Annotated in this window: 36 protein-coding genes and 2 pseudogenes; 34 read left to right on the forward strand and 4 right to left on the reverse strand. The window is 42.9% G+C overall.

Features of this window, described 5'->3' with window-relative positions; translation table 11 throughout:
* Window positions 1–30 precede the first annotated feature (30 nt).
* From rplV to I2D69_RS04290, 30 genes are all read left to right on the forward strand, one after another.
* The gene (gene rplV / locus I2D69_RS04145; protein ID WP_117852663.1) at window positions 31–420 is read left to right on the forward strand and encodes a 50S ribosomal protein L22; all 390 of its coding nucleotides are present in this window, start codon (window positions 31–33) and stop codon (window positions 418–420) included.
* An 11-nt stretch (window positions 421–431) separates the two neighbouring features.
* Window positions 432–1,088, forward strand: coding sequence for a 30S ribosomal protein S3 (gene rpsC, locus I2D69_RS04150; RefSeq protein WP_117852529.1), 657 nt, complete (start codon window positions 432–434; stop codon window positions 1,086–1,088).
* Window positions 1,088–1,525: a 50S ribosomal protein L16 gene (gene rplP, locus I2D69_RS04155; protein ID WP_117852531.1), complete on the forward strand. Its 438-nt coding sequence runs from the start codon at window positions 1,088–1,090 to the stop codon at window positions 1,523–1,525. Before rpsC ends, rplP begins: the two co-directional genes overlap by 1 nt.
* Window positions 1,515–1,724 carry a 50S ribosomal protein L29 gene (gene rpmC / locus I2D69_RS04160; RefSeq protein ID WP_118581208.1) on the forward strand — a complete coding sequence of 70 codons (210 nt, stop codon included), beginning with the start codon at window positions 1,515–1,517 and terminating at the stop codon, window positions 1,722–1,724. The genes rplP and rpmC overlap by 11 nt, the downstream gene beginning before the upstream one ends.
* 18 nt (window positions 1,725–1,742) lie before the next feature.
* On the forward strand, window positions 1,743–2,000 hold the full coding sequence (gene rpsQ, locus I2D69_RS04165; protein ID WP_117852536.1) for a 30S ribosomal protein S17: 258 nt from the start codon (window positions 1,743–1,745) through the stop codon (window positions 1,998–2,000).
* Between the two features lie 14 nt (window positions 2,001–2,014).
* Window positions 2,015–2,383 (forward strand): 50S ribosomal protein L14, encoded by a 369-nt coding sequence (rplN, locus tag I2D69_RS04170; RefSeq protein WP_022067326.1) that lies wholly within the window; start codon window positions 2,015–2,017, stop codon window positions 2,381–2,383.
* Window positions 2,384–2,394: 11 nt separating this feature from the next.
* Window positions 2,395–2,706 (forward strand): 50S ribosomal protein L24, encoded by a 312-nt coding sequence (rplX, locus tag I2D69_RS04175; RefSeq protein ID WP_118581205.1) that lies wholly within the window; start codon window positions 2,395–2,397, stop codon window positions 2,704–2,706.
* Window positions 2,707–2,728: 22 nt separating this feature from the next.
* The gene (gene rplE, locus I2D69_RS04180) at window positions 2,729–3,268 is read left to right on the forward strand and encodes a 50S ribosomal protein L5 (protein WP_118581202.1); all 540 of its coding nucleotides are present in this window, start codon (window positions 2,729–2,731) and stop codon (window positions 3,266–3,268) included.
* A gap of 73 nt (window positions 3,269–3,341) precedes the next feature.
* Window positions 3,342–3,527: a type Z 30S ribosomal protein S14 gene (locus tag I2D69_RS04185; RefSeq protein WP_117852543.1), complete on the forward strand. Its 186-nt coding sequence runs from the start codon at window positions 3,342–3,344 to the stop codon at window positions 3,525–3,527.
* Window positions 3,528–3,726: 199 nt separating this feature from the next.
* Complete coding sequence (gene rpsH / locus I2D69_RS04190) at window positions 3,727–4,128, forward strand: 30S ribosomal protein S8 (RefSeq protein ID WP_148461641.1); 402 nt, start codon at window positions 3,727–3,729, stop codon at window positions 4,126–4,128.
* A gap of 95 nt (window positions 4,129–4,223) precedes the next feature.
* Window positions 4,224–4,763: a 50S ribosomal protein L6 gene (rplF, locus tag I2D69_RS04195; protein WP_118581196.1), complete on the forward strand. Its 540-nt coding sequence runs from the start codon at window positions 4,224–4,226 to the stop codon at window positions 4,761–4,763.
* Window positions 4,764–4,780: 17 nt separating this feature from the next.
* Window positions 4,781–5,149, forward strand: a complete 369-nt coding sequence (rplR, locus tag I2D69_RS04200) for a 50S ribosomal protein L18 (RefSeq protein WP_118581193.1) — start codon at window positions 4,781–4,783, stop codon at window positions 5,147–5,149.
* Window positions 5,150–5,167: 18 nt separating this feature from the next.
* A complete protein-coding gene (rpsE, locus tag I2D69_RS04205; RefSeq protein WP_195379432.1) occupies window positions 5,168–5,677 on the forward strand; it encodes a 30S ribosomal protein S5 in 510 nt (169 codons plus the stop codon).
* A 14-nt stretch (window positions 5,678–5,691) separates the two neighbouring features.
* Complete coding sequence (rpmD, locus tag I2D69_RS04210) at window positions 5,692–5,874, forward strand: 50S ribosomal protein L30 (RefSeq protein ID WP_117852555.1); 183 nt, start codon at window positions 5,692–5,694, stop codon at window positions 5,872–5,874.
* Between the two features lie 21 nt (window positions 5,875–5,895).
* Entirely contained in the window at window positions 5,896–6,336 is a 441-nt protein-coding gene (gene rplO / locus I2D69_RS04215; RefSeq protein ID WP_118581190.1) for a 50S ribosomal protein L15, read from the forward strand.
* A gap of 13 nt (window positions 6,337–6,349) precedes the next feature.
* Window positions 6,350–7,666, forward strand: a complete 1,317-nt coding sequence (gene secY / locus I2D69_RS04220) for a preprotein translocase subunit SecY (RefSeq protein WP_148461640.1) — start codon at window positions 6,350–6,352, stop codon at window positions 7,664–7,666.
* Window positions 7,667–7,737: 71 nt separating this feature from the next.
* Window positions 7,738–8,382 carry an adenylate kinase gene (locus I2D69_RS04225; protein WP_118581187.1) on the forward strand — a complete coding sequence of 215 codons (645 nt, stop codon included), beginning with the start codon at window positions 7,738–7,740 and terminating at the stop codon, window positions 8,380–8,382.
* A gap of 18 nt (window positions 8,383–8,400) precedes the next feature.
* Complete coding sequence (gene map / locus I2D69_RS04230) at window positions 8,401–9,159, forward strand: type I methionyl aminopeptidase (protein WP_118581184.1); 759 nt, start codon at window positions 8,401–8,403, stop codon at window positions 9,157–9,159.
* A 33-nt stretch (window positions 9,160–9,192) separates the two neighbouring features.
* Window positions 9,193–9,411, forward strand: coding sequence for a translation initiation factor IF-1 (infA, locus tag I2D69_RS04235; protein ID WP_117852566.1), 219 nt, complete (start codon window positions 9,193–9,195; stop codon window positions 9,409–9,411).
* 291 nt (window positions 9,412–9,702) lie between these two features.
* Window positions 9,703–9,816: a 50S ribosomal protein L36 gene (gene rpmJ / locus I2D69_RS04240; protein WP_003022746.1), complete on the forward strand. Its 114-nt coding sequence runs from the start codon at window positions 9,703–9,705 to the stop codon at window positions 9,814–9,816.
* A 299-nt stretch (window positions 9,817–10,115) separates the two neighbouring features.
* Window positions 10,116–10,484, forward strand: a complete 369-nt coding sequence (gene rpsM / locus I2D69_RS04245) for a 30S ribosomal protein S13 (RefSeq protein ID WP_117852568.1) — start codon at window positions 10,116–10,118, stop codon at window positions 10,482–10,484.
* A 57-nt stretch (window positions 10,485–10,541) separates the two neighbouring features.
* Window positions 10,542–10,937: a 30S ribosomal protein S11 gene (gene rpsK, locus I2D69_RS04250; RefSeq protein WP_148461639.1), complete on the forward strand. Its 396-nt coding sequence runs from the start codon at window positions 10,542–10,544 to the stop codon at window positions 10,935–10,937.
* Window positions 10,938–10,959: 22 nt separating this feature from the next.
* On the forward strand, window positions 10,960–11,553 hold the full coding sequence (gene rpsD, locus I2D69_RS04255; protein WP_118581181.1) for a 30S ribosomal protein S4: 594 nt from the start codon (window positions 10,960–10,962) through the stop codon (window positions 11,551–11,553).
* A gap of 54 nt (window positions 11,554–11,607) precedes the next feature.
* On the forward strand, window positions 11,608–12,567 hold the full coding sequence (locus tag I2D69_RS04260) for a DNA-directed RNA polymerase subunit alpha (RefSeq protein ID WP_118581178.1): 960 nt from the start codon (window positions 11,608–11,610) through the stop codon (window positions 12,565–12,567).
* Window positions 12,568–12,677: 110 nt separating this feature from the next.
* Complete coding sequence (locus I2D69_RS04265; protein WP_118581175.1) at window positions 12,678–13,214, forward strand: bL17 family ribosomal protein; 537 nt, start codon at window positions 12,678–12,680, stop codon at window positions 13,212–13,214.
* 83 nt (window positions 13,215–13,297) lie between these two features.
* Entirely contained in the window at window positions 13,298–14,152 is an 855-nt protein-coding gene (locus I2D69_RS04270; protein ID WP_118581172.1) for a phosphatidylinositol-specific phospholipase C/glycerophosphodiester phosphodiesterase family protein, read from the forward strand.
* 125 nt (window positions 14,153–14,277) lie between these two features.
* Window positions 14,278–15,615, forward strand: coding sequence for a Mur ligase family protein (locus I2D69_RS04275; RefSeq protein ID WP_118581169.1), 1,338 nt, complete (start codon window positions 14,278–14,280; stop codon window positions 15,613–15,615).
* Window positions 15,612–16,337, forward strand: a complete 726-nt coding sequence (locus tag I2D69_RS04280; RefSeq protein ID WP_173735070.1) for a glutamine amidotransferase — start codon at window positions 15,612–15,614, stop codon at window positions 16,335–16,337. Before I2D69_RS04275 ends, I2D69_RS04280 begins: the two co-directional genes overlap by 4 nt.
* A 105-nt stretch (window positions 16,338–16,442) precedes the next feature.
* Window positions 16,443–17,087 (forward strand): WYL domain-containing protein, encoded by a 645-nt coding sequence (locus I2D69_RS04285; RefSeq protein ID WP_195379433.1) that lies wholly within the window; start codon window positions 16,443–16,445, stop codon window positions 17,085–17,087.
* A gap of 63 nt (window positions 17,088–17,150) precedes the next feature.
* Window positions 17,151–18,617 (forward strand): substrate-binding domain-containing protein, encoded by a 1,467-nt coding sequence (locus I2D69_RS04290; RefSeq protein WP_195379434.1) that lies wholly within the window; start codon window positions 17,151–17,153, stop codon window positions 18,615–18,617.
* Between the two features lie 83 nt (window positions 18,618–18,700).
* On the opposite strand, the gene I2D69_RS04295 is transcribed toward I2D69_RS04290, so the two are convergent.
* Window positions 18,701–19,273, reverse strand: a complete 573-nt coding sequence (locus tag I2D69_RS04295) for a xanthine phosphoribosyltransferase (RefSeq protein ID WP_118581157.1) — start codon at window positions 19,271–19,273, stop codon at window positions 18,701–18,703.
* Between the two features lie 333 nt (window positions 19,274–19,606).
* Here I2D69_RS04295 and I2D69_RS04300 point away from each other — a divergent pair, with 333 nt between their 5' ends.
* A complete protein-coding gene (locus I2D69_RS04300) occupies window positions 19,607–19,834 on the forward strand; it encodes a hypothetical protein (protein WP_118581326.1) in 228 nt (75 codons plus the stop codon).
* Window positions 19,835–19,842: 8 nt separating this feature from the next.
* On the opposite strand, the pseudogene I2D69_RS20770 reads toward I2D69_RS04300, so the two are convergent.
* Window positions 19,843–19,977, reverse strand: a pseudogene (locus I2D69_RS20770) (DUF6783 domain-containing protein); the annotation flags it as partial.
* Here I2D69_RS20770 and I2D69_RS20775 point away from each other — a divergent pair.
* The 3 genes and pseudogenes from I2D69_RS20775 to I2D69_RS04310 all read left to right on the forward strand — a co-directional run.
* A pseudogene (locus I2D69_RS20775) lies at window positions 19,954–20,007 on the forward strand (DUF6783 domain-containing protein); the annotation flags it as partial. The pseudogenes I2D69_RS20770 and I2D69_RS20775 sit on opposite strands and share 24 nt — an antisense overlap.
* 245 nt (window positions 20,008–20,252) lie before the next feature.
* Window positions 20,253–20,582, forward strand: a complete 330-nt coding sequence (locus tag I2D69_RS04305; RefSeq protein ID WP_118581323.1) for a metal-sensing transcriptional repressor — start codon at window positions 20,253–20,255, stop codon at window positions 20,580–20,582.
* A 25-nt stretch (window positions 20,583–20,607) separates the two neighbouring features.
* On the forward strand, window positions 20,608–21,438 hold the full coding sequence (locus I2D69_RS04310) for an Mrp/NBP35 family ATP-binding protein (RefSeq protein WP_195379435.1): 831 nt from the start codon (window positions 20,608–20,610) through the stop codon (window positions 21,436–21,438).
* Between the two features lie 115 nt (window positions 21,439–21,553).
* On the opposite strand, the gene I2D69_RS04315 is transcribed toward I2D69_RS04310, so the two are convergent.
* Entirely contained in the window at window positions 21,554–22,642 is a 1,089-nt protein-coding gene (locus I2D69_RS04315) for a class II aldolase/adducin family protein (RefSeq protein ID WP_195379436.1), read from the reverse strand.
* A 78-nt stretch (window positions 22,643–22,720) separates the two neighbouring features.
* Entirely contained in the window at window positions 22,721–23,632 is a 912-nt protein-coding gene (locus I2D69_RS04320; RefSeq protein WP_195379437.1) for a LysR family transcriptional regulator, read from the reverse strand.
* Window positions 23,633–23,692: the final 60 nt, after the last annotated feature.

The following is a 23,692-nucleotide window of genomic DNA, read 5'->3' on the forward strand; positions in this document are numbered from 1 at the left end:
ATTGAATATGACGAAAGGAGGCACTTTAAAATGGCAAAAGGACATAGAAGCCAGATTAAGAGAGCCAGAAATGAGAATAATAGAGAGACAAGACCGTCTGCAAAATTATCTTATGCAAGAATTTCTGTTCAGAAAGCCTGCTACGTTTTAGATGCAATCCGTGGCAAAGATGTGCAGACAGCACTTGGTATCCTGACATACAACCCAAGATACGCTTCCAGCGTAATCAAAAAGTTACTGGAATCAGCTATTGCTAACGCTGAGAACAATAACGGAATGAACGCAGACAATCTCGTCGTTGCAGCCTGCTATGCAAATAAAGGACCTACAATGAAGAGAATCCAGCCAAGAGCACAGGGTAGAGCTTACAGAATCGAGAAGAGAACAAGCCATATTACCATCGTGCTGGATGAGAAATAAGGAGGATAAACATGGGACAGAAAGTTAACCCACATGGCCTTAGAGTCGGTGTTATCAAGGATTGGGATTCAAGATGGTATGCAGAGAGCGATTTCGCAGACTATCTGGTAGAGGACTACAACATCAGAACATTCCTCAAAAAGAAATTATACAGCGCAGGTGTTTCCAAGATCGAGATCGAGAGAGCATCTGACAGAGTCAAAGTTATCATTTACACAGCTAAACCTGGTATCGTAATCGGTAAAGGCGGCGCTGAGATCGAGAAAGTTAAAGCTGAACTTGCTAAATACACAGACAAGAAGCTTATCGTTGATATCAAAGAAGTTAAGAGACCAGACAGAGACGCTCAGCTTGTTGCAGAGAACATCGCTCTTCAGCTGGAGAACCGTATCTCCTTCAGACGTGCTATGAAATCTACAATGCAGCGTACAATGAAATCTGGAGCAAAGGGAATCAAAACATCCGTATCCGGACGTCTTGGTGGAGCTGATATGGCTCGTACAGAGTTCTACAGCGATGGAACTATTCCGCTTCAGACACTTCGTGCAGACATCGATTATGGTTTCGCAGAAGCAGACACCACATATGGCAAAGTTGGTGTAAAGGCATGGATCTACAATGGTGAGATTCTTCCAACTAAAGGAACTAAGGAAGGGAGCGATAAATAATGTTAATGCCAAAAAGAGTTAAACGTCGTAAACAATTCCGTGGCTCCATGAGAGGAAAAGCCCTTAGAGGTAATCAGATCAATTATGGTGAATTCGGTCTTGTTGCTACCGAGCCTTGCTGGATCAGATCTAATCAGATCGAGGCAGCCCGTGTTGCTATGACCCGTTATATCAAACGTGGTGGTAAGGTTTGGATCAAGATTTTCCCAGATAAACCAGTAACAGCAAAACCAGCAGAAACTCGTATGGGTTCCGGAAAAGGTGCCCTGGAATACTGGGTAGCAGTTGTTAAACCAGGACGTGTTATGTTTGAGATCGCAGGCGTTTCTGAAGAAATCGCTCGTGAGGCATTACGTCTTGCAATGCACAAGTTACCATGTAAATGCAAAATAGTTTCTCGTGCAGAGTTAGAAGGCGGTGATAACAGTGAAAATTAATAAATTCGTAGAAGATTTACAGGCAAAATCAGCTGCAGAATTAAACGAAGAATTAGTAGCTGCTAAGAAAGAACTTTTCAATCTGAGATTTCAGAATGCAACCAATCAATTAGACAATACAGGACGAATCAAAGAGGTTCGCAGAAATATTGCCAGAATCCAGACAGTGATCACTGCGAAAGCTAACGCTTCCAAATAGTGAATTTAGGAGGACATAATCGTGGAAAGAAATCTGAGAAAAACCCGCGTGGGTAAGGTTGTCAGCAATAAGATGGATAAGACCATCGTAGTTGCAATTGAAGACCATGTAAAACATCCTCTTTACAAGAAAATCGTGAAGAGAACATATAAATTAAAAGCTCATGACGAAAACAATGAGTGCAACATCGGTGATACCGTAAAAGTTATGGAGACCAGACCGCTGTCCAAAGACAAGAGATGGAGACTGGTTGAAGTAGTAGAGAGAGTTAAATAAGGAGGATAACCAGTATGATTCAGCAGGAAACAAGACTGAAAGTTGCCGACAACACTGGTGCAAAAGAAATCCTTTGTATCCGTGTTATGGGTGGCTCTACAAGAAGATATGCAAACATCGGCGATACAATCGTTGCTACTGTTAAAGATGCAACACCAGGCGGCGTTGTTAAAAAAGGTGACGTAGTAAAGGCTGTTGTAGTTAGATCCAAAAAAGGCGCTCGTCGTAAAGACGGATCCTATATCCGTTTCGATGAAAATGCTGCCGTAATCATTAAAGACGACTTAACTCCGAGAGGAACACGTATCTTTGGACCAGTTGCCAGAGAGCTTCGTGAGAAAAAATTCATGAAGATCGTTTCCTTAGCTCCGGAAGTATTATAGGAGGGTGCCTAATGTCAGCTATGAAGATTAAAAAAGGTGATACTGTTACAGTAATCGCTGGTAAAGATAAAGGCAAAGAAGGCAAAGTCCTTGCCGTTAACGTAAAAGACAATACCGTATTAGTAGAGAACGTTAATATGGTTACAAAACACACCAAACCATCAGCTGCAAACCAGAATGGTGGAATCATCACAAAAGAAGCTCCGCTTCACATCTCCAACGTAATGCTTATGGCAGATGGAAAAGCAACAAGAGTTGGCTTTAAGATGGATGGTGACAAAAAAGTCCGCGTTGCCAAAGCAACAGGTAAGGTTATCGATTAATTGAGAGAGGAGGCAGACATAAGTGAGTAGATTAAAAGAACTTTATACTAATGAGATCATGGATGCCATGACCAAAAAATTCGGATATAAAAACGTTATGCAAGTGCCAAAACTCGACAAGATCGTAATTAACATGGGTGTTGGTGAAGCAAAAGAGAACGCTAAGCTTCTTGACGCAGCTATTGCTGATATGGAGCTGATCACAGGACAGAAAGCTATCGCAACAAAAGCTAAAAAATCTGTTGCTAACTTCAAAATCAGAGAGGGAATGCCGATCGGATGTAAAGTAACATTAAGAGGCGAGAAGATGTATGAGTTCGCTGATCGTCTGATCAACCTGGCACTTCCACGTGTACGTGACTTCCGTGGCGTTAATCCTAACGCATTCGATGGAAGAGGAAACTACGCTCTTGGTATCAAAGAGCAGCTTATCTTCCCAGAAGTTGAGTACGATAAAGTTGACAAAGTAAGAGGTATGGACATTATCTTCGTTACAACAGCAAATACTGATGAGGAAGCTCGTGAGTTACTGAAGCTGTTCAACATGCCTTTTGCGAAATAAGTAGAGGAACATTCCAAAGTTGACCGCCGGCTCCTTGCCGGGGTCAGCAGATCTGATATAGGAGGAACGATTCATGGCTAAGACAGCAATGAAAATCAAACAGCAGCGTCCAGCTAAATTTTCCACAAGAGAATATAGCCGTTGCAGAATTTGTGGACGTCCACATGCATATTTAAGAAAATACGGAATCTGCAGAATCTGCTTCCGTGAGTTAGCTTACAAAGGACAGATCCCGGGAGTTAAGAAAGCTTCCTGGTAAGCCGAAGCTGAAAGTCGCTTAATGAATGTAAGCCGTAAGGCGAACATGAATTTCGTGCAAAGTCCATCCCGAACCTTAACGAGTACAAGCCGCAAGGTGCAGTACCGGTTTAGTCACGGGATGATGTTACACAGGTAACACGTAAATTTATATAAATATACTATGACATGTAAAGTCTGAATATGAGGAGGAAACTAACATGACAATGAGCGATCCAATCGCAGACATGCTTACAAGAATTCGTAATGCAAACACTGCAAAACACGACACAGTAGATGTACCAGCATCCAAGATGAAAATTGCAATTGCAAACATCCTTGTTGATGAGGGATACATTGCAAAATACGATTTAGTTGAAGATGGTGTTGTTAAAAACATCCATATCACACTGAAATATGGCGAAGACAAAAACGAGAAGATCATCACAGGTTTAAAGAGAATCTCTAAACCGGGTCTTCGTGTTTATGCTGGTAAGGAAGAGCTTCCGAAGGTTCTTGGAGGACTTGGAATCGCAATCCTTTCCACTAATAAAGGTGTTATCACCGATAAAGAAGCTCGTAAACTTCAGGTAGGCGGCGAGGTTCTTGCATTTGTATGGTAAGCTTCGGCTCCGTACATTCAAGAAGTAGACGAAACACTGAAAACAGAGAGGTTGCGAAAACCTCTCCGATAATCTAAGTAAGGAGGACACATAGTATGTCACGTATCGGTAGACTTCCGGTTGCTATTCCGGCAGGAGTTGAAGTATCTGTTGCAGAAGGAAACGTAGTAACCGTAAAAGGACCAAAAGGAACACTTGAGAGAGCGCTTCCAACAGAGATGGAAATCAAAGTTGAAGATGGTCATGTAGTTGTTGCAAGACCAAACGACTTAAAGAAAATGAAATCCCTTCACGGCTTAACAAGAAGCCTTATCCACAACATGGTTGTTGGTGTAAGCGAAGGATACACCAAGACTCTTGAAGTTAACGGTGTTGGTTACAGAGCCGCTAAGCAGGGCAAGAAGCTTACTTTAAACCTTGGATATTCTCACCCGGTAGAAATGGAAGATCCGGAAGGTATTGAGACCAAAGTAGACGGTAACAAGATTATCGTTTCCGGTATCAGCAAGGAAAAAGTTGGACAGTTTGCAGCTGAGATCAGAGATAAGAGAAGACCTGAGCCATACAAGGGTAAAGGTATTAAGTATGATACTGAGGTTATCAGACGCAAAGTTGGTAAGACTGGTAAGAAATAATTAAGGAGAGTGAGAAAATGGTTAATAAAGCATCTAGAGCGGAAATTCGCGAGAAAAAGCATAGAAGATTACGTCATCATTTAAATGGCACTGCAACAACTCCGCGTCTTGCAGTATTTCGTTCCAATAAACACATGTATGCACAGATTATCGATGACACCGTTGGAAAGACTTTAGTATCTGCTTCTACTCTTCAGAAAGACGTAAAAGCACAGCTTGAGAACACCGACGATGTTGCAGCAGCAGCATATCTTGGCACTGTAATCGGTAAGAAGGCAGTGGAAGCCGGCATCGAGGAAGTTGTTTTTGACAGAGGTGGATACATTTACCATGGTAAAGTAAAAGCACTGGCAGACGCAGCAAGAGAAGCTGGACTGAAATTCTAATAAGGAGGAGCGAAACACATGAAACGTAATCTTATTGATGCTAGTCAGTTAGAGTTAGAAGATAAAGTAGTATCAATCAAGCGTGTTACCAAGGTTGTTAAAGGTGGTCGTAACTTCCGTTTCACAGCTTTAGTTGTTGTAGGTGACGGCAATGGACACGTTGGTGCAGGACTTGGAAAGGCAGCCGAGATTCCGGAAGCAATCCGCAAAGGAAAAGAGAATGCTATTAAGAAATTAGTAACCGTAGCAAGAGATGAGAATGGTTCCATTACACATGACTTCGTAGGTTCTTACGGAAGCGCTTCCATGCTTCTTAAGAGAGCTCCGGAAGGTACTGGAGTTATCGCCGGCGGCCCGGCTCGTGCCGTTATCGAGTTAGCTGGTATCAAAAACATCCGTACAAAATGTATGGGATCCAGAAATAAGCAGAATGTTGTTCTTGCAACCATCGAAGGCTTAAGACAGTTAAAAACTCCGGAAGAAGTTGCAAAACTTCGTGGAAAATCTGTTGATGAGATTCTGGCTTAAGGAGGAATATTAAAATGGCAAATACATTAAAAGTTACTTTAGTAAAATCTCCGATTGGCGCAGTTCCGAAGCACAAACTTACTGTTAAAGCAATGGGTCTTACCAAAATGCACAAAACAGTTGAGATGCCAGACAATGCGGCAACAAGAGGAATGATTCAGCAGGTACAGCACCTGGTAAAAGTAGAAGAAGCATAATTACAAAAAGGAGGTGCCATAATGGAATTATCAAACTTAAGACCAGCTGAGGGTTCTAAGCACAGCGATAACTTCAGAAGAGGCCGTGGACATGGTTCTGGAAACGGCAAAACAGCCGGTAAAGGCCATAAAGGACAGTTAGCACGTTCCGGACACAAGAAACCGGGATTTGAAGGTGGACAGATGCCTTTATACAGACGTCTGCCTAAGAGAGGATTCACAAACAGAAACTCTAAAGAGATCATTGCAATCAACGTTGATGTTCTGAACCGTTTTGAGGATGGTGCAGAGGTTACAGTTGAGAGCTTACTTGCAAGCAGTGCAATTTCCAAAGCTGGTGACGGCGTTAAAATCCTTGGAAACGGCGAGCTTACCAAGAAGCTTACAGTTAAAGTAAATGCTGTAAGTGAGACTGCAAAGTCTAAAATCGAAGCTGCAGGTGGTACAGTAGAGCTGATCTAATAGAGGTGATCAAATGTTTGAAACTCTCAAAAACGTTTTCAGAGTAAAAGAGATGAGACGTAAACTCCTCTATGTATTATGGATGATTCTTGTCATCCGTATCGGATCACAGCTTCCTGTTCCGGGAGTAGATAGCGATTTCTTTAAAGAGTGGTTTGCTAAAAACACTGGTGACGCATTCAATTTCTTTGATGCGTTCACTGGTGGCTCATTTACCCAGATGTCAATCTTTGCATTGAACATCACGCCATACATTACATCATCCATTATCATGCAGCTTCTCACAATTGCTATTCCGGCTCTGGAGGAGATGCAGAGAGATGGAGAAGAGGGCAGAAAGAAAATTACTGCCATTACCCGTTATGTAACTGTTGGTCTTGCGTTGTTTGAGTCTGTGGCAATGGCAATCGGTTTTGGTCGCCAGGGTCTGATCCCGAACATGAACTTCTTTAAAGGCTTAACTGTAGTTGCTTGCCTCACAGCTGGTTCTGCCATGCTGATGTGGATCGGTGAGCGTATTACTGAGAAGGGTGTTGGAAATGGTATTTCCATCGTCCTGACCATTAACATCGTTTCCCGTGTTCCAAGTGACTTATCTCTTCTTTATGAGAACTTCATCAAAGGAAAAACAATTGCAAAAGGACTGCTTGCAGGGGTTATCATTGTTGCAATAATCGTTGTCATGGTGGTATTTGTACTGATCCTTAACGGTGCAGAGAGAAGAATTCCTGTTCAGTATTCCAGAAAAATGGTCGGCAGAAAGCTGATGGGTGGTCAGACTACCAATATACCGCTGAAAGTTAACACCGCTGGTGTTATTCCGGTTATCTTTGCTTCCTCAATTATGTCTTTCCCAGGCGTAATCGCACAGCTTGCAGGAAAAGCTAATGGAACCGGCATCGGCAGTGAGATTATTCGAGGATTATCATCCAATAACTGGTGTAATCCAAGTCAGCCACAGTATAGCTGGGGACTGCTTCTGTATATTGTACTTTGCGTATTCTTTGCATATTTCTACACTTCCATCACATTCAACCCGCTGGAAGTTGCAGACAATATCAAAAAGCAGGGTGGTTTCATTCCTGGTATTCGTCCAGGAAAACCAACGTCAGACTATTTGACTAAAATCTTAAATTATATTATATTTATAGGTGCAGTAGGCCTGATTATCGTTGCGGTTATTCCGTTCTTCTTCAATGGAGTATTCGGTGCAAACGTATCCTTCGGTGGTACTTCCATCATCATTATTGTTGGAGTTATCCTGGAGACTGTGAAACAGATTGAATCACAGATGCTTGTCCGCAATTACAAAGGCTTCCTGAACAACTAAAAGAATAAAGGTTGTGGTGCTTATATGCGTCACAGCCTTAATTCGTAGTATGAGAAAATGGAGGGCTTTTTATGAGAATTATCATGTTAGGTGCACCAGGTGCAGGAAAAGGAACCCAGGCTAAGAAAATTGCTGAGAAATATGGTATTCCCCATATCTCTACAGGCGATATTTTCCGTGCCAATATCAAAAATGGCACAGAACTTGGGAAAAAAGCAAAAACTTATATGGACCAGGGACTGCTTGTACCGGATGAACTTACCTGCGACCTTGTTGTGGACAGAATCCAGCAGCCGGATGCCAAGAACGGCTATGTTCTGGACGGTTTTCCAAGAACAATCCCACAGGCTGAATGCCTTACCGATGCTTTAAGCAAGCTGGGAAGCAAGATTGATTATGCTATTGATGTTGATGTTCCGGATGAGAATATCGTGAACCGTATGGGTGGAAGACGCGCATGCGTAAAATGTGGTGCAACCTACCACGTTGTATTTGCAGCTCCGAAGACAGAGGGGGTTTGCGATACATGCGGTGAGGATCTTGTGCTTCGTGACGATGACAAGCCGGAGACTGTACAGAAGCGTCTGAATGTATATCATGAGCAGACTCAGCCGCTTATCGACTACTATACTGGTCAGGGCGTACTGAAAACTGTAGATGGCACCAAGAACCTGGATGAGGTATTTGGTGATATTGTGAAGATCCTTGGCGAATAGAATAGAGGATAAGAAGTAATGTCAGTTTCAATAAAAACAGCACAAGAAATTGAACTTATGAGGGAATCCGGACATCTTCTGGAAAAAGTCCATGACGGGCTGATCCCTTATATTAAACCAGGAATGAGTACCAAGGAGATCGACCGTATCGGCGAAGATATGATCCGTTCCATGGGATGCATTCCCAATTTTCTGAATTATGGAGGCTTTCCTGGCTCTTTCTGCATCAGCCTGAATGATGAAGTGGTCCACGGAATTCCTTCGGAGGACAAAATTATCCAGGATGGTGATCTGGTAAAGATTGATGCAGGACTGATCTATAAAGGATATCATTCTGATGCGGCCCGTACTTATGCAGTCGGAGAAGTTTCCAAAGAAGCCAAGCAGCTTATGGATGTAACCAGGCAGTGCTTCTTTGAAGGAATAAAATTCGCGAAAGCAGGAAATCATCTCAATGATATTTCCAAGGCAATCGGAGCGTATGCGGCGAAATACCGTTATGGTATTGTACGAGATCTTGTGGGACATGGGATTGGTACTCATCTTCACGAAGATCCGCAGATTCCCAACTTCCCTCAGAAACGCAGGGGAGTGAAATTACTTCCAGGCATGACACTTGCCATAGAGCCCATGATCAATATGGGCAGAGCAGATGTATGCTGGCTGGATGACGAATGGACAGTGGTGACCATGGATGGTTCCCTTTCCGCACATTATGAGAACACCATACTGATTACAGATGGCGAACCGGAGATTCTGACACTCACAGAGTATTAATCATTATCATTAAGGCGATACAGGAGGTATAAAATGTCAAAAGTAGATGTACTTGAAGTAGAAGGCACTGTTTTAGAGAAGCTGCCAAACGCAATGTTTAAAGTGGAACTTGAAAACAAACATGTTGTACTTGCTCATATCAGCGGCAAGCTGCGCATGAACTTTATTCGTATTCTTCCAGGAGACAAAGTAACAATGGAGCTTTCCCCATATGATCTTTCCAAGGGAAGAATCATCTGGCGAGATAAGTAATTCAGATTCGTTAATAGCAAATTCGGATTAATGAATATAAAACTCCTGTGCCTGAGAAAATGCTTCTATGGTACAGGAGTTTCTTCTATTATAGAAGAAACTGAACACAGAAAAAATGTTTCAAACTTCAGGAAACTAAAAAAATTAGAAAAATGTAAAAAAAATTTAAAAAACTGCTTGCATTTTGTAGACCATAATGCTACAATACAATGCGGACGCGCTTGTACGTGTGTATAACTGCGCCCTAAACTGCAGATTTTAATGCTATATTTTACGGAAGGAGGATTTCCAGTGAAAGTAAGATCATCTGTAAAACCGATCTGCGAGAAATGCAAGGTCATTAAGAGAAAAGGTTCTATCAGAATTATCTGTGAGAATCCAAAGCACAAACAGCGTCAGGGTTGATTGATCCATTGTTTGTGAATGCGGCTGCAGGTGAAACACCCGGATGGGTTGTATCATCTGACATATAATGAACTAAGCATGTATTGCCTAATACCGGAGGCAACGTTGGCCCGTTGGCCGCAAATTTCGGAAAGGCTGCGAATCGCCAAAAGCAGCTGGGTGTTATACCGAGGCACCCCAATTAGGAACTAAGAATTAAGAAAGAGTGCGTATGGATGCATCCCATTTCACCTTGTATCTGATACAAGTGATGTACGAAGACGCAGAACTTTCAGTAAAGAAAATGGAGGAAACAGTACATGGCTCGTATAGCTGGTGTAGACTTACCAAGAGAGAAAAGAATCGAAATCGGTCTTACCTATATTTATGGTATCGGAAGACCAAGTGCAGACAAAATCCTTGCTCAGGCAAATGTAAATCCTGACACACGTGTCAGAGACCTGACTGATGATGAAGTTAAGAGACTTCAGGCTGTCATTGATGAGACAATGATGGTAGAAGGTGATCTTCGTAGAGAAATCGCCCTGAACATTAAGAGACTGCAGGAAATCGGATGCTACAGAGGAATCCGTCATCGTAAAGGACTTCCGGTTCGTGGTCAGAAGACCAAGACCAATGCTAGAACACGCAAGGGTCCGAAGAGAACAGTAGCAAATAAGAAGAAATAATTCAGTATCCTAACTATAAATTTTGATTGATTAAGGAAAGCGTAGGTTAGTTTTAAAATGGCAAAAACAACTAAAAAAACGACAACAAAACGTCGTGTCAAGAAAAACGTTGAACACGGACAGGCACATATCCAGTCTTCTTTTAACAACACAATTGTTACTCTGACTGACAACGAAGGAAACGCTCTTTCATGGGCAAGTGCCGGCGGTCTGGGATTTAGAGGTTCAAGGAAATCTACTCCTTATGCAGCACAGATGGCAGCTGAGACTGCAACAAAGGCTGCTTTAATTCATGGATTAAAAACAGTAGACGTAATGGTTAAAGGACCAGGATCAGGTCGTGAGGCTGCTATCCGTGCCCTTCAGGCATGCGGTCTTGAAGTAACAAGTATCCGTGACGTAACTCCGGTTCCGCACAACGGATGCCGTCCACCAAAACGTAGAAGAGTCTAATTGAATTAGGAGGTAAGCCAAGATGGCAGTAGATAGAACACCGGTCCTGAAAAGATGTAGATCCCTTGGAATGGATCCAATTTATTTAGGAATTGATAAAAAATCCACAAGACAGTTAAAACGTGCAAACCGTAAAGTATCTGAGTACGGTCTTCAGTTAAAAGAAAAACAGAAAGCAAAATTCATTTATGGCGTTCTGGAGAAACCTTTCCGTAACTACTACAAGAAAGCCGACAGAATGAAAGGTCAGACTGGTGAGAACCTGATGATCATGCTTGAGACAAGACTTGACAATGTTCTTTTCCGTATGGGATTTGCAAGAACAAGAAAAGAAGCTCGTCAGATCGTTGACCACAAGCACGTTCTTGTAAACGGAAAATGCGTTAACATTCCTTCTTATCTCGTAAAAGCTGGCGACAGCATCGAGATCAAAGAGAAATGCAAAGGTTCTGAGAGATACAAAGGAATCCTTGAGGTAACAGGCGGAAGACTTGTTCCGAACTGGCTTGAGGCTGACCAGGAGAATCTTAAGGGCGTTGTAAAAGAGCTTCCTACAAGAGAAGAAATTGACGTTCCTGTAAACGAGATGCTTATCGTCGAGTTGTACTCCAAATAATGAGCCCTGATAATACCCTCAATTGCATACAACCCAGAAGGAGGGAAATTTATAGTGTTTGATTTTAATAAACCAAAAATCGAAATTACCGAGATATCTGAAGATAAAAAATTTGGAAGATTCGTTGTAGAACCTCTTGAAAGAGGTTACGGTACTACACTTGGCAATTCTCTTAGAAGAATTATGCTGTCCTCCCTGCCGGGAGCTGCAGTAAGTCAGGTTAAGATCGATGGTGTTCTTCATGAATTCAGCTCCATCCCTGGAGTAAAAGAAGACGTGACAGAGATCATCATGAATCTTAAGAGTCTTGCAATCAAGAATAACAGTGCTGACAATGAGCCGAAGACCGCATACATTGAGTGTGAGGGCAAAGGTGTTGTGACAGCTGCTGATATTCAGGCAGATCAGGATATCGAGATCATGAATCCGGATCAGGTAATCGCTACCTTAAACGGTGGTAAGGATTGCAGACTTGCAATGGAACTTACCATTACAAAAGGCCGCGGATATGTGAGTGCGGATAAGGGCAAATCAGATGACATGCCAATCGGTGTAATTGCAGTTGATGCAATCTACAGCCCGGTTGAGAGAGTCAATATGGTTGTGCAGAATACACGTGTGGGTCAGGTTACAGACTTTGATAAACTGACACTTGATGTATACACAAACGGCACGCTGGATCCTGATGAGGCAGTAAGCCTTGCAGCAAAGGTATTAAGCGAGCATTTAAGCCTTTTCATTGACCTTTCCGAGAATGCAAAGACCGCTGAGGTTATGATCGAGAAAGAAGACAATGAGAAAGAGAAAGTTCTTGAAATGAGCATTGATGAGCTTGAGCTTTCAGTTCGTTCTTACAACTGTCTGAAGAGAGCAGGCATCAATACTGTTGAGGAGCTTTGCAATAAGACTTCTGACGACATGATGAAAGTACGTAACCTTGGACGTAAGTCTTTAGAGGAAGTACTTGCCAAGTTGAAAGAGCTGGGCTTACAGCTTCAGCCAACAGAAGAGTAAGATAACCATAAAGGTATCGCGTAAGATTATTACAGTGGGGATTTGCTAAGCAGCAGCCCAGTAAGACCGAACAAGCGTGGACTGCTGTCCCACAGATGGAGGAAAATTAAATGGCAAAATATAGAAAATTAAGCAGAACAGCTGACCAGAGAAAAGCTCTGTTAAGAAACCAGGTTACAAATCTGTTATACAATGGAAAAATTGTTACAACAGAAGCTAAAGCTAAAGAGATCCGTAAGATCGCTGAAGGCCTTGTAGCTATGGCTGTTCGCGAGAAAGACAACTTTGAGACTGTTACTGTAACAGCTAAAGTTGCAAGAAAAGACGCTGAAGGCAAGAGAGTGAAAGAAGTTGTAGACGGTAAGAAGAAAACTGTTTACGATGAAGTTGAGAAGCAGATCACAAAAGATGCTCCATCCAGACTTCACGCTCGTCGTCAGATGATGAAAGTGTTCTACCCGGTTAAAGAAGTTCCGGCTAAGGGCGCTGGCAAGAAGAAAAACACCAAAGATGTAGATATGGTTAAGAAGATGTTCGAGGAAATCGCACCAAAATACGCTAACCGTAACGGTGGATACACCAGAATCGTTAAGATTGGACAGCGTAAAGGTGATGGCGCTATGGAAGTGCTCATCGAGCTGGTTTAATCCGAAACAGAATTACTGATTATAAGAAAAGAGATATTTACGTTTCGTAGATATCTCTTTTTTCTTAATTTAGGGATACCAATGTGAGAAAGTTACTTTTATTAATAGAAATTTGTTTGTTAGCCTGGCTTTTGACAGGCTCCGCCCGGTACGAAGCGAAAAAAGAAATTCCAGTGAATACACCGGAATTTGACTGGGAAAATTACAATATTATAACGCATGCTCTGGGTGGGATTGACGGTCTCACATACTTAAATTCCAGAGAAAGCTTTATCAATTATTATGATAAAGGCTGCCGCCTGTTTGAGGTGGATCTGACGCAGACCAGTGATGGAGTATGGGTGTGCCGCCATAACTGGAAAGAGTCTCTTGGACAATGGGAAGGAGAAGAACGAAAAGTTCTATCCTCAGAAGAATTTTTAAATACGCCTATATATGGGAAATACACCCCTATGACCTTTGAAGACCTTCTGAAACTGCTGGACGAATATCCGGATGCATTTGTAATGATAGATTCCAAACAATATTCTGTCCGCAATTACCAGCGTACTCTTGAGGATTATGCACAGTACAGGGAAATCTCTATAAAAGCTGGCATCGAGCATACGCTTAAACAGATCATCCCGGAAATATACAATTCAGCCATGTATCCTGGAACAGCACTTTTGTATAAATTTCCTGCATATATCTATTCTCTGTGGCAGGAATATACCACAGAAGAATTGAACGATATTGCAGAATTCTGTCAAACCAATAAAATCATGGCTGTAACCATTTATCGTGACTACTGGTCCGAAGAAGTGCAGAAAATTTTTGACGAACGGGACATTTTGGTATATATTTATACCATAAATGACAAAGAGGAAGCCAGAAGATATCTGGCGAATGGGGCGCAAGGTGTCTGTACAGATGTACTGATCACAGATAACCTGAATTAAGCTGCACTGTCTAATTATATAACATACGAAAATAATACTTGAAAAGGACTGCCATTCATTGGCTCATTCATAATTGCTTTTTGAGCTTTGCCCTGTGAATAGTAGTGAAAAAGGATTAAATACACATGAAAATCAGAACAATGGCTGCTGTTTTTGCAGCGAAATCTGCAGGCTTTATCTGCAGGAAAATGGGACGCCAGGGAGTGACCTGGGCGGGCAAGATCGCATTAAAGATCAATCCTGACATTCTGGAAGATCTTTCTTCTCAGGTGCGGAAGAAAATATTTGTAACCTGTGGAACCAACGGTAAGACAACCACCAACAACATGCTCTGCGCAGCCCTTGAAAATGAAGGGCAGAAAGTAGTCTGCAATCACACCGGTTCTAACATGTTAAACGGCGTTGTAGCAGCCTTTGTGCTGGCTGCCGGACCTACAGGCAGGTTGGATGCAGATTATGCCTGCATTGAGGTAGACGAGGCTTCTACCCGCCATGTATTTCCAGGCCTGAAGCCGGACTACATGCTTCTGACTAATTTGTTCCGCGACCAGCTGGACCGCTACGGTGAAATTGATATTACCATGAACATTTTGGAAGAGATGATCCGCACAGTACCGAAAATGCAGGTAATCGTAAATGCGGATGATGCGCTTTCGGCGTATCTTGCTATGGACAGCGGCAATCCGTATATCACATACGGAATCAGTAAGCCTGTCCAGAAGAGTGCGGCAAACGAGATACGGGAAGGACGTTTTTGTAAAAAGTGTGGTGCCAGGCTGGAATACAGTTTTTACCACTATAGTCAGCTGGGGGATTACAAGTGCCCATCCTGTGGCTTTGCAAGACCGGAAATCAAATATGATGCCCATGATGTAAAGGTTGGTGATCAACTGTCCTTTCAGGTGGAGGATAAGCACCTTACAGCCAATTACAAAGGCTTTTATAATGTATATAATATTCTGGCTGCTTATGCCGGGCTGCGTACAGCTGGATTTTCCGGAGAGCATTTCCAGAATATGCTTCAGAAATTTAATCCGGAAAATGGTCGTATGGAACAGTTCCGTATTAAAGGCACTGGTGTTATGCTGAATCTTGCAAAGAATCCTGCCGGTTTTAACCAGAATATTTCCGCAGTTATGCAGGATAAAACACAGAAAGATATTATTATCACCATCAACGACAATGCACAGGATGGAACAGATATTTCCTGGCTCTGGGATGTGGATTTTGACCTTCTGGGCGATGCAAGCATTCATTCCATTACAGTCAGCGGTATCCGCTGCCAGGATATGCGCCTCCGGATGAAATATGTGGACATTCCGGTTATGCTTGAGGAAAATGTGGAAACAGCGATCCGAAAAAGAATTGAAGACGGCGTAGGCAATCTCTACGTTCTGGTAAACTACACTGCATTATTCAGCACTCATAATATTCTTAAGAAAATGGAGGGAGAAAAGGAATGAAACTGACAATCGGACATTTATATCCTGATCTCCTGAACCTGTATGGAGACAGAGGAAATATCCAGTGCCTTATGAGACGCTGCCAGTGGCGTGGAATTGAGGCAGAGACCATTGCTTTTGAACTGGGTGACAAGATTGATTTTTCCAGACTGGATATTGTGCTACTGGGCGGTGGTTCCGACAGGGAGCAGATGCTGGTTTGTGAGAAACTGAAGGAAATTCAGCCGGATTTTAAGAAATATGTGGAAGATGGAGGCGTAGTTATCGCTATCTGCGGTGGTTACCAGCTTCTTGGAAAATATTATAAGACAGATCAGGGAACCATTACAGGGCTTGACCTGGTAGATCTTTACACCGAACAGGGAGAGGGACGTCTGATCAGCAATATTGTGCTGAAAAGCGACCTTTTTGATATGCCTGTGGTTGGATTTGAGAACCATGGAGGAAGAACCTGCATTAATAACTGCAAGCCTCTGGGAAAAGTACTCTATGGCTCTGGAAATGATGGAAAAACAGGCTATGAGGGTGTGGTTTACAAGAATGTAATCGGAACGTACCTTCACGGTCCGCTTCTACCCAAGAATCCGCAGCTGGCAGACTGGCTGATCGCACATGCCCTTGAGCAGAAATACGGAAAGGAAATCCGGCTTGCGCCGCTGGATGATACAGAAGAGAAAGCAGCAAATGCTTACGTATATCATCGCTTTGTAAAAGAGAACTGATACAAACAAGCTCCAAAGTCTGTTTGAAAAATTATTCCTGCCTTGCAGAAAGCCTTTTTTCAAACACGCTCTGGGATATGTACAGATAAAAATAAGGGGAACGATATGGCAAAAGGAATCAATCAAAAAGGGAAAATCCTTTATCTTGAAAAAATATTGAGAGAGACCAGTGAAACACATCCGTGCACTATGCAGGAAATTATCGGAAAACTTCAGGAAAACGGAGTCAGTGCTGAGCGAAAAAGTATTTATGACGATATGGAAGTGCTGAGAAGCTTTGGCATGGACATTAAGTTTAAAAGAGGAAAGTATACCGGATATTATGTTGCCGGAGAGGCAGCCGCAGAAAGCGTAAGTGCAGCTATTACCGAAAAGAATGGTGCAAATCCGCAAAACTCTGCTCCAAATAGTGTTGGAGCAGAGACTGAGGGGAGTGTATTTTCCAGCGAGGCTCATAAAAAAGCAAAAAATTCCTGGCTGCTTCCACCATCAGATTCTGAGGAGGATAAACCAGTGAGACTTCTTTGCAGAAACAAGAAAAAGAAAGAAGTTATGGCAGCACTTGGAAATTATGCCCAGTACAAGGAGAAAGAAGAGGATACTTTCGTTGCTGCGGTGCAGGTGGATGAGACCTCTGAGTTTTACGGATGGCTTACAGGCATGGGGAAAGATGTAATCCTTATGAAGCCTAAGAAGTCAGTTCAGGCTTACCGTGATTATCTGAAGGGAATCCTGAAAGAATATAAGTAAGTATACTATTTGAAAAAGCTTGAAAATAGAGAATGATATGAAGTTACATAGAAAGGAATTTTTATGAAAAAGCAAATTGCAGGACTTCTTACCGGACTTCTGGTGTGCAGTGCTTTTCTCACAGGCTGTGGTAAAAATGAAGCCACCGAGGCTGTAAAAGAGAGCGTTGAGGACGAAAATGAGGGCACTGGAGACACGAAGGACGCTGACAGCAAAAAGGATACGAATAGAAAGTCCGATAAACAGGACAGTGATAAAAGTGATGAAAATTCAGAAGAAAGTGAGACAACTGAAGCACCGGAGGAAAATCTTGATAAGGTGGGGGTTCTGCTTCCGGAAGAGGGAGAGGATATCAACAGCAGTCTGGAGCGTACAGAACTGAAATCACGTCTGGAAGAGGCAGGTTATGAAGCTGCTATGTATTTTGCCGGGGACGATTCTGACACCCAGGCAGAACAGATCAGGGAGCTTCTTCAGGATGAGAAACTGAAAGCACTGGTAATTTCACCTGTTGATCCATATGGTCTTACAGATGTACTGGAAGAGGCTTCCGAGCTCTCAATTCCGGTGATTGACTATGACAATCTGATCATGGATACGCCCAACGTGAAATATTTTGTCACTTTTAATATGCGTGCAATTGGAAAAGAGATTGCCAAAAATATTGTAGAGAAAGAAGAACTGGATAAAGTCCGGGAAGACAGAGGTGCCCGTACCATAGAGTTTCTTATGGGCTCTCCAGCTGATGACGCCTCGTTATTCCTGTTTAACGGAATAATGGAGGTTCTGCAGGAGTATATTGACGATGGTACCCTGATTTGCCGTTCCGGCCGTGTGACTTTTGATGAAACCAGCATTATGGATCAGAATACAGATACTGCGAAGAAGCAGCTGAAATCTGAGATAGACGAATTTTATTCTCTGGAGAAAACTCCGGATATTATCTGCACTGCTTCTGATGATTTTGCTCTGGCAGCTCTGGAGCTTCTGGAAAAAGAGCAGCTCCAGCCTGGTGATGAGAACTGGCCTCTGATCACAGGTGTAAATGCAGATGCAGATGCTGTTAAAAGTGTGGCAGAAGAAAAAATCGGTTTTACAGTCATGCTGGATCGCCGGGATCTGGCAGAAGCCCTGACGAAGCTGGTGGAAACCTACCTGAATGGGGATGACGTTGATATCAATAATTATTCCCAGTATGATAATGGTGTGAAGATCATTGGAACGGTTACCTGTGATGGAAAGCTGATCGATAAGGATAATTATCAGATTCTTGTGGATAATGGATTCTATCTGGCAGAAATGATCGCGCCGGAAGCCTTTCCTACGCCTGTTCCCGAGGAAGTAAGTCCGACACCGGAAGTGACAGTGACGCCGGAGGCGAGTCTTACACCGGAAGGTGGTGAGCCTGAGAAAAAGAGCCAGGTAATTCCAAAGGATGAGCCTGAAGTGAGCACAGAAGAAGTTCCGGCTGTAAAGGATGGAGAAAACCAGGAGAGCAATAGCAAGCTGCAGAGTAGTGGAAAAGCATAAAACGGAAGTAAAATGAAAATACGTAAGTAAAATGAAAATACCAGTAATCGTTTGGTGATTACTGGTATTTTTGCTCTTAAAAATTAATCGCGGAAGGTCAGGGAATCATCTGTCATGGAATCAATGATAGCCAGAGATTCCAGACGGACACCCATATCGCGGATCTGCTGTCCGCCGTGCTGGAAGCCCTTCTCAATTACGATTCCGGCACCTTCAAGAGTAGCTCCGGATTTCTTTACAATATCGATCAGTCCGAGAAGAGCACAGCCATTTGCAAGGAAATCATCAATAAGAAGTACGTGATCCTCTGGACTAAGGAACTTCTTGGAAATAATAACATCATAAACTTTCTTATGGGTAAAGGATTCAATCTTGGTGCAGTACATCTCGCCGTCCAGGTTTACACTCTGGGATTTCTTGGCAAATACTACAGGAACATGAAAATACTGTGCTGCAATACAGGCAATGCCAATACCGGAAGCTTCAATAGTGAGGATCTTGGTGATGGGGCAGTCTGAGAAACGCGCCTTAAACTCCTTACCAATCTCATTGATCAGGTCAATGTCCATCTGGTGGTTCAGGAAACTGTCTACCTTTAATATATTGCCTGGTTTCACAACGCCATCTTTCAGAATACGTTCTTTTAAAAGCTGCATGGCTATATCTCCTTTTCGCTTCATGTCATTTCGGTTTTAATGTTTCTATGATACGACATTCTCTGAAGAAGTTCAATTATTTTTGACAAAAAAGTACAAAATATCTATAATGAAATTAATTTATGGAAAAAGGATTCACTTTATTGTGAAAAACATCTGCAGTCAGCTGGGGAAACAGTAATGCAAATGCGGGAGCTGACAAAGAAGCAGATGATTTTACGAGGGAAGAGGGGAATACCTCTTAGATGTCCTTACCTCTATACCATAAAAAGAAATAAGTCTGTAAGCGATTTTTCTTGCCTGCAAACTTATTATACGAGAGCAGGTGAGAATATGAAAGAGTATGAAGTAATCTGGGAAATTTTCAACAAATGCCCCAGGAATCAGATGCGGGATGTGTTTGTAGATGAGGTGGAGATAGAAGACCCGGAAGAATATGTAAAGAATAAATTTAAGGGAAAAGAAGTAACCTATGAGAAGACGGTTCTGGAAGATGGCACCATCATATTTGACATCCAGACCTCCCAGATCAAACAGAGATGTTCCTTTACGGAAATATAAGCTGCAGGTCACGAAGCGGATTTTAAGCTACTGCTTACAACAACGACCTTAGAGCATGTTTGAAAAAGGCTTTCCGCAAGATGTGCGTCACAATTTGTGGGAGATTTTGTCCGGATGAGGGCGCCGTAGCGGGCTGCGGCAACCGAATTCAGACAAAATATACCGCAAAGTAGGGCGTGCAGATTGCGGGAATGATTTTTCAAACAGGCTCTAAGGCATATTTTTTAATACAATCATCAGAAATAGTGCATATTTAAGGGAAGTATGTTATAATAAACGGACGTGCTTCAAAAGAATTACACCAGTCAGAAACCATCCACAGAACACTGTTGGATATGCGAAATGGTTGGAAAAACAGGAGGATGACATGATAGAAGAACATTTAGAGAACCACCTGCATGAAGGCGAGGAAGAGCATATGCATACCCATGTTCTGGAAGATGGCACCACTGTCATGCATTCCCATGGAGAACACGGACATCACCACAGTCATGCACAGACCAAGGCTGTACTGAACCGGCTTTCCCGGGCAATCGGACACCTGGAATCTATCAAACGTATGGTGGAAGACGGCCGGGACTGCAGCGAAGTGCTGATCCAGCTTTCCGCAGTGAAATCTGCTATTAATAATACAGGCAAGATTATTTTACAGGATCACATTGAACACTGTATTGTGGACGCGGTAGAGCATGGAGACAAGGACGCTATCAAGGAACTGGAACGTGCAATTGACAGGTTTATGAAATAAATAAGGAAAAAGGAGATAGATAAAAATGGCAAAAGAATGTGACAGCAAGACTTGCGACAAATCAAGCTGTGAAGGCTGTGCCAGCAAGAAAAATCCGCAGAGCATGCAGGCGGCAATGAATGCAATGTCCAATGTAAAGCATGTGATCGGTATTGTAAGTGGTAAAGGCGGCGTTGGAAAATCCTTCGTGACAGCATCTCTTGCAAACAGAATGGCAAAGAAAGGCTATAAAGTAGGAATCCTTGACGCAGACATCACAGGACCATCCATCCCGAAAATGTATGGCCTGAAAGGTGCTGCCCAGGCAAACGACAGCGGTATTTTCCCTATGGAGACCAAAAACGGAATCAAGGTTATGTCCATTAACCTGCTTCTTCCAACTGAGGACACTCCGGTAATCTGGCGTGGACCGATCCTTGGCAATATGGTAAAACAGTTCTGGACAGACGTTATCTGGGGTGATGTAGATTACCTGTTCGTAGATATGCCGCCAGGAACAGGCGACGTTCCGCTGACTGTATTCCAGTCCCTTCCGATCCAGGGAATCGTGATCGTAACCTCTCCACAGGATCTTGTAAGCATGATCGTGAAGAAGGCATACAATATGGCTGGAATGATGAAGGTGCCGGTTCTGGGTCTTGTAGAGAACTACAGCTATGTGAAATGTCCAGACTGCGGCAAAGAGCTGAAAGTATTCGGCGAAAGCCACATTGACGAGATCGCCGCATCCCTGAATGTTCCGGTTCTTGGCAAAATGCCAATCGACCCGGCCTATGCAGCCAAGGTTGACGAGGGCGCCTTTGATGAGATCGATAATCCGTATATCGAAGCAGCAGATGGGGTTATGCCACAGTAAGAGGCTGAGAACACTATAGAAAATCACACAAATTGTGGCATATAATTTGCAAAAAAGATTCTGTGTAAAAACAAGATTGTAACATCCTGTTTTTACCAGAATCTTTTTCTTTTCTTTATTTCTTACTGCGGTAAGCTTCTGCTTCCCAATGGGTAATGAAATAAGTGATCTCATCTGTCATCTGAAGCGGACCGCCGAAGCTTTCTGCATAGACTGCAAGCTTGATGGCATCCTTAGCCAGAAGCTGGGCCTTGGCAGCTTTCCCCTTGTCATCTTCCATAATAAATGCACCAACGCCCTGAACCAGGATCAGTCTTGGCTCTTTATCATTTTCAGTCATAAACGCATCCAGTGCTTCTTTTGCCTGATCAATGTTTTCAATAAATAACGGATATGGACCGCAATATACAATGTGATCAGGAGTGAAAGGCTTCAGAAGCGGTGCGGCAGCTTCTTTATTTTTTACAAAATTATCTACTTCAGCAGCCGGTACAACCTCTACAGCATGTCCGAGCAGCTGGGAAAGCTTCTGTGCAGCAGCCTCTTTTTCCGGGGTAACAGCATCGCTGACGTCAGCTGTTCGTTTTACCTGTTTTTCAAGGGTGGAGATCACGCCATCAAATAAAACACCAATCTCTTCTACGGTATTTGCAGCTACGAAAATACCGTGATTCTGAAGCAGAAGAACCTGAACATCTTTTCCAAATTCTTCTTTATAAGCGTTCATTTTCTCATAACAGATACGTGCAAGAGTGTATCCTGGTTTACAGATGTCGATCCAGAGAACCTCTTTTCCAAGAAGCTGCTCGGAAAGTGCCTTTGCGCCATTGCCGCAGGTCAGACCGTTTACAAGAGTAGGATGAACATGCAGTACATAGGTATATGCAAATAAATTGTGGAGTAATGCTTCCACGCTTGGACGCTTGGTCTTATCTGCATCTGTTACTGCCGCCATTACATCTGCAAGATAGGCAGCTTCACGCTCTGTGTCATTTCCCGGATACTCTGTTTTCATGATCTCATTGAGACGGGCGCGGCTCATCTCAACGAATTCCTCTGCCTTAATGGTGGCAAGCTGTGTACCGGAGCCCTTTACATACAGTGTGGTTTCATCTTTGACAGAAGTATTTCCACCGCCTGCAAGAACGTAAGCAGGATTGCTTCCGTAAGTGTTTGACATTTTTACCAAAGTTGAAAGATCCATAAAATTTAATACCTCCCATTGTTTTTTTCATACATCTACATTGTACATGATATGGTAATATTTAGCTATCAAAATATGCTAAAAAGAAGTAGTTTTTGTGCTTTTTGATGAAAAATAGTCAAAAAACTTCTGGGCAGCCTGGGATAAGGGAAGGCTTTCGTGATATACAAGGGCCAATTGTCTGGGCGGAAGCTGCTGCTTCAGGCTGACCTCTATCAGAGAGGTTTCCTGTCCCCGTAAAGAAGCCAGCATGTAATCCGGAACACAGGCAATTCCAAGACCAATGCGTGCCAGATCAATAAGCAGATCATTGCTGTTAAGCTCAACCTCCGGAATCAGATTCTGTCTGTGGGATGCAAAAAACTGATGAAGATATTCACTTGTTGTGCTTTTGGACGAAAGGGTGAGAAGAGGATATTCTATCAGCTTCTTTATTTCCAGGGCTTTTCCTTCAAGTGGAAAGAAGTCCGGATTGGCAACAAAAATATCCCGAAATTCTTTTACCATCTGTACTTTTGTGTGTGCGGTAAGCCGGGAATTGGGAAGATTGCTTACGATCAGGTCCACCTGACGGTTTTCCAGAAGCTCCACGCAGCCCATGGAGGTGCTGTTTGTGACCTTGATCCACACTCCGGGATAATCCTGATGAAAGCGCTTCAGGTAGTCAATCAGAAAGTACCGGCAGATGGTATCGCTTGCCCCTATCCGAAGCTGCCCCTGAAGTCTGTCTTCCTCAAGAAGCTGTGCCTCTCCCTGGGAAAGCATTTCCAGGGCCGGTTTGACATGCTGGAAAAGTATTTCTCCCTCAGGGGTAAGGGAAACCTTCTTGGTGCTTCGGAAAAACAGTTCTCGTCCCAGCTTTTTTTCCAGAGTCTTGATTCCCTGGCTTACCGCAGACTGGGAAATGAACAGCTGGCGGGAGGCTTCAGAGAAGCTTAAGGTGGTGGCAACGTAGTAAAAGCATTTGTATAATTCAAGATTGATATCCATATATAAATCCTCCAAAATCAAACTCGTTACTGTCCACTCCGTGACCAGTAACACGCTTCG

This window comes from Ruminococcus sp. D54t1_190329_F1 (assembly GCF_015551645.1).
GTDB lineage: Bacteria > Bacillota > Clostridia > Lachnospirales > Lachnospiraceae > Blautia_A > Blautia_A faecis.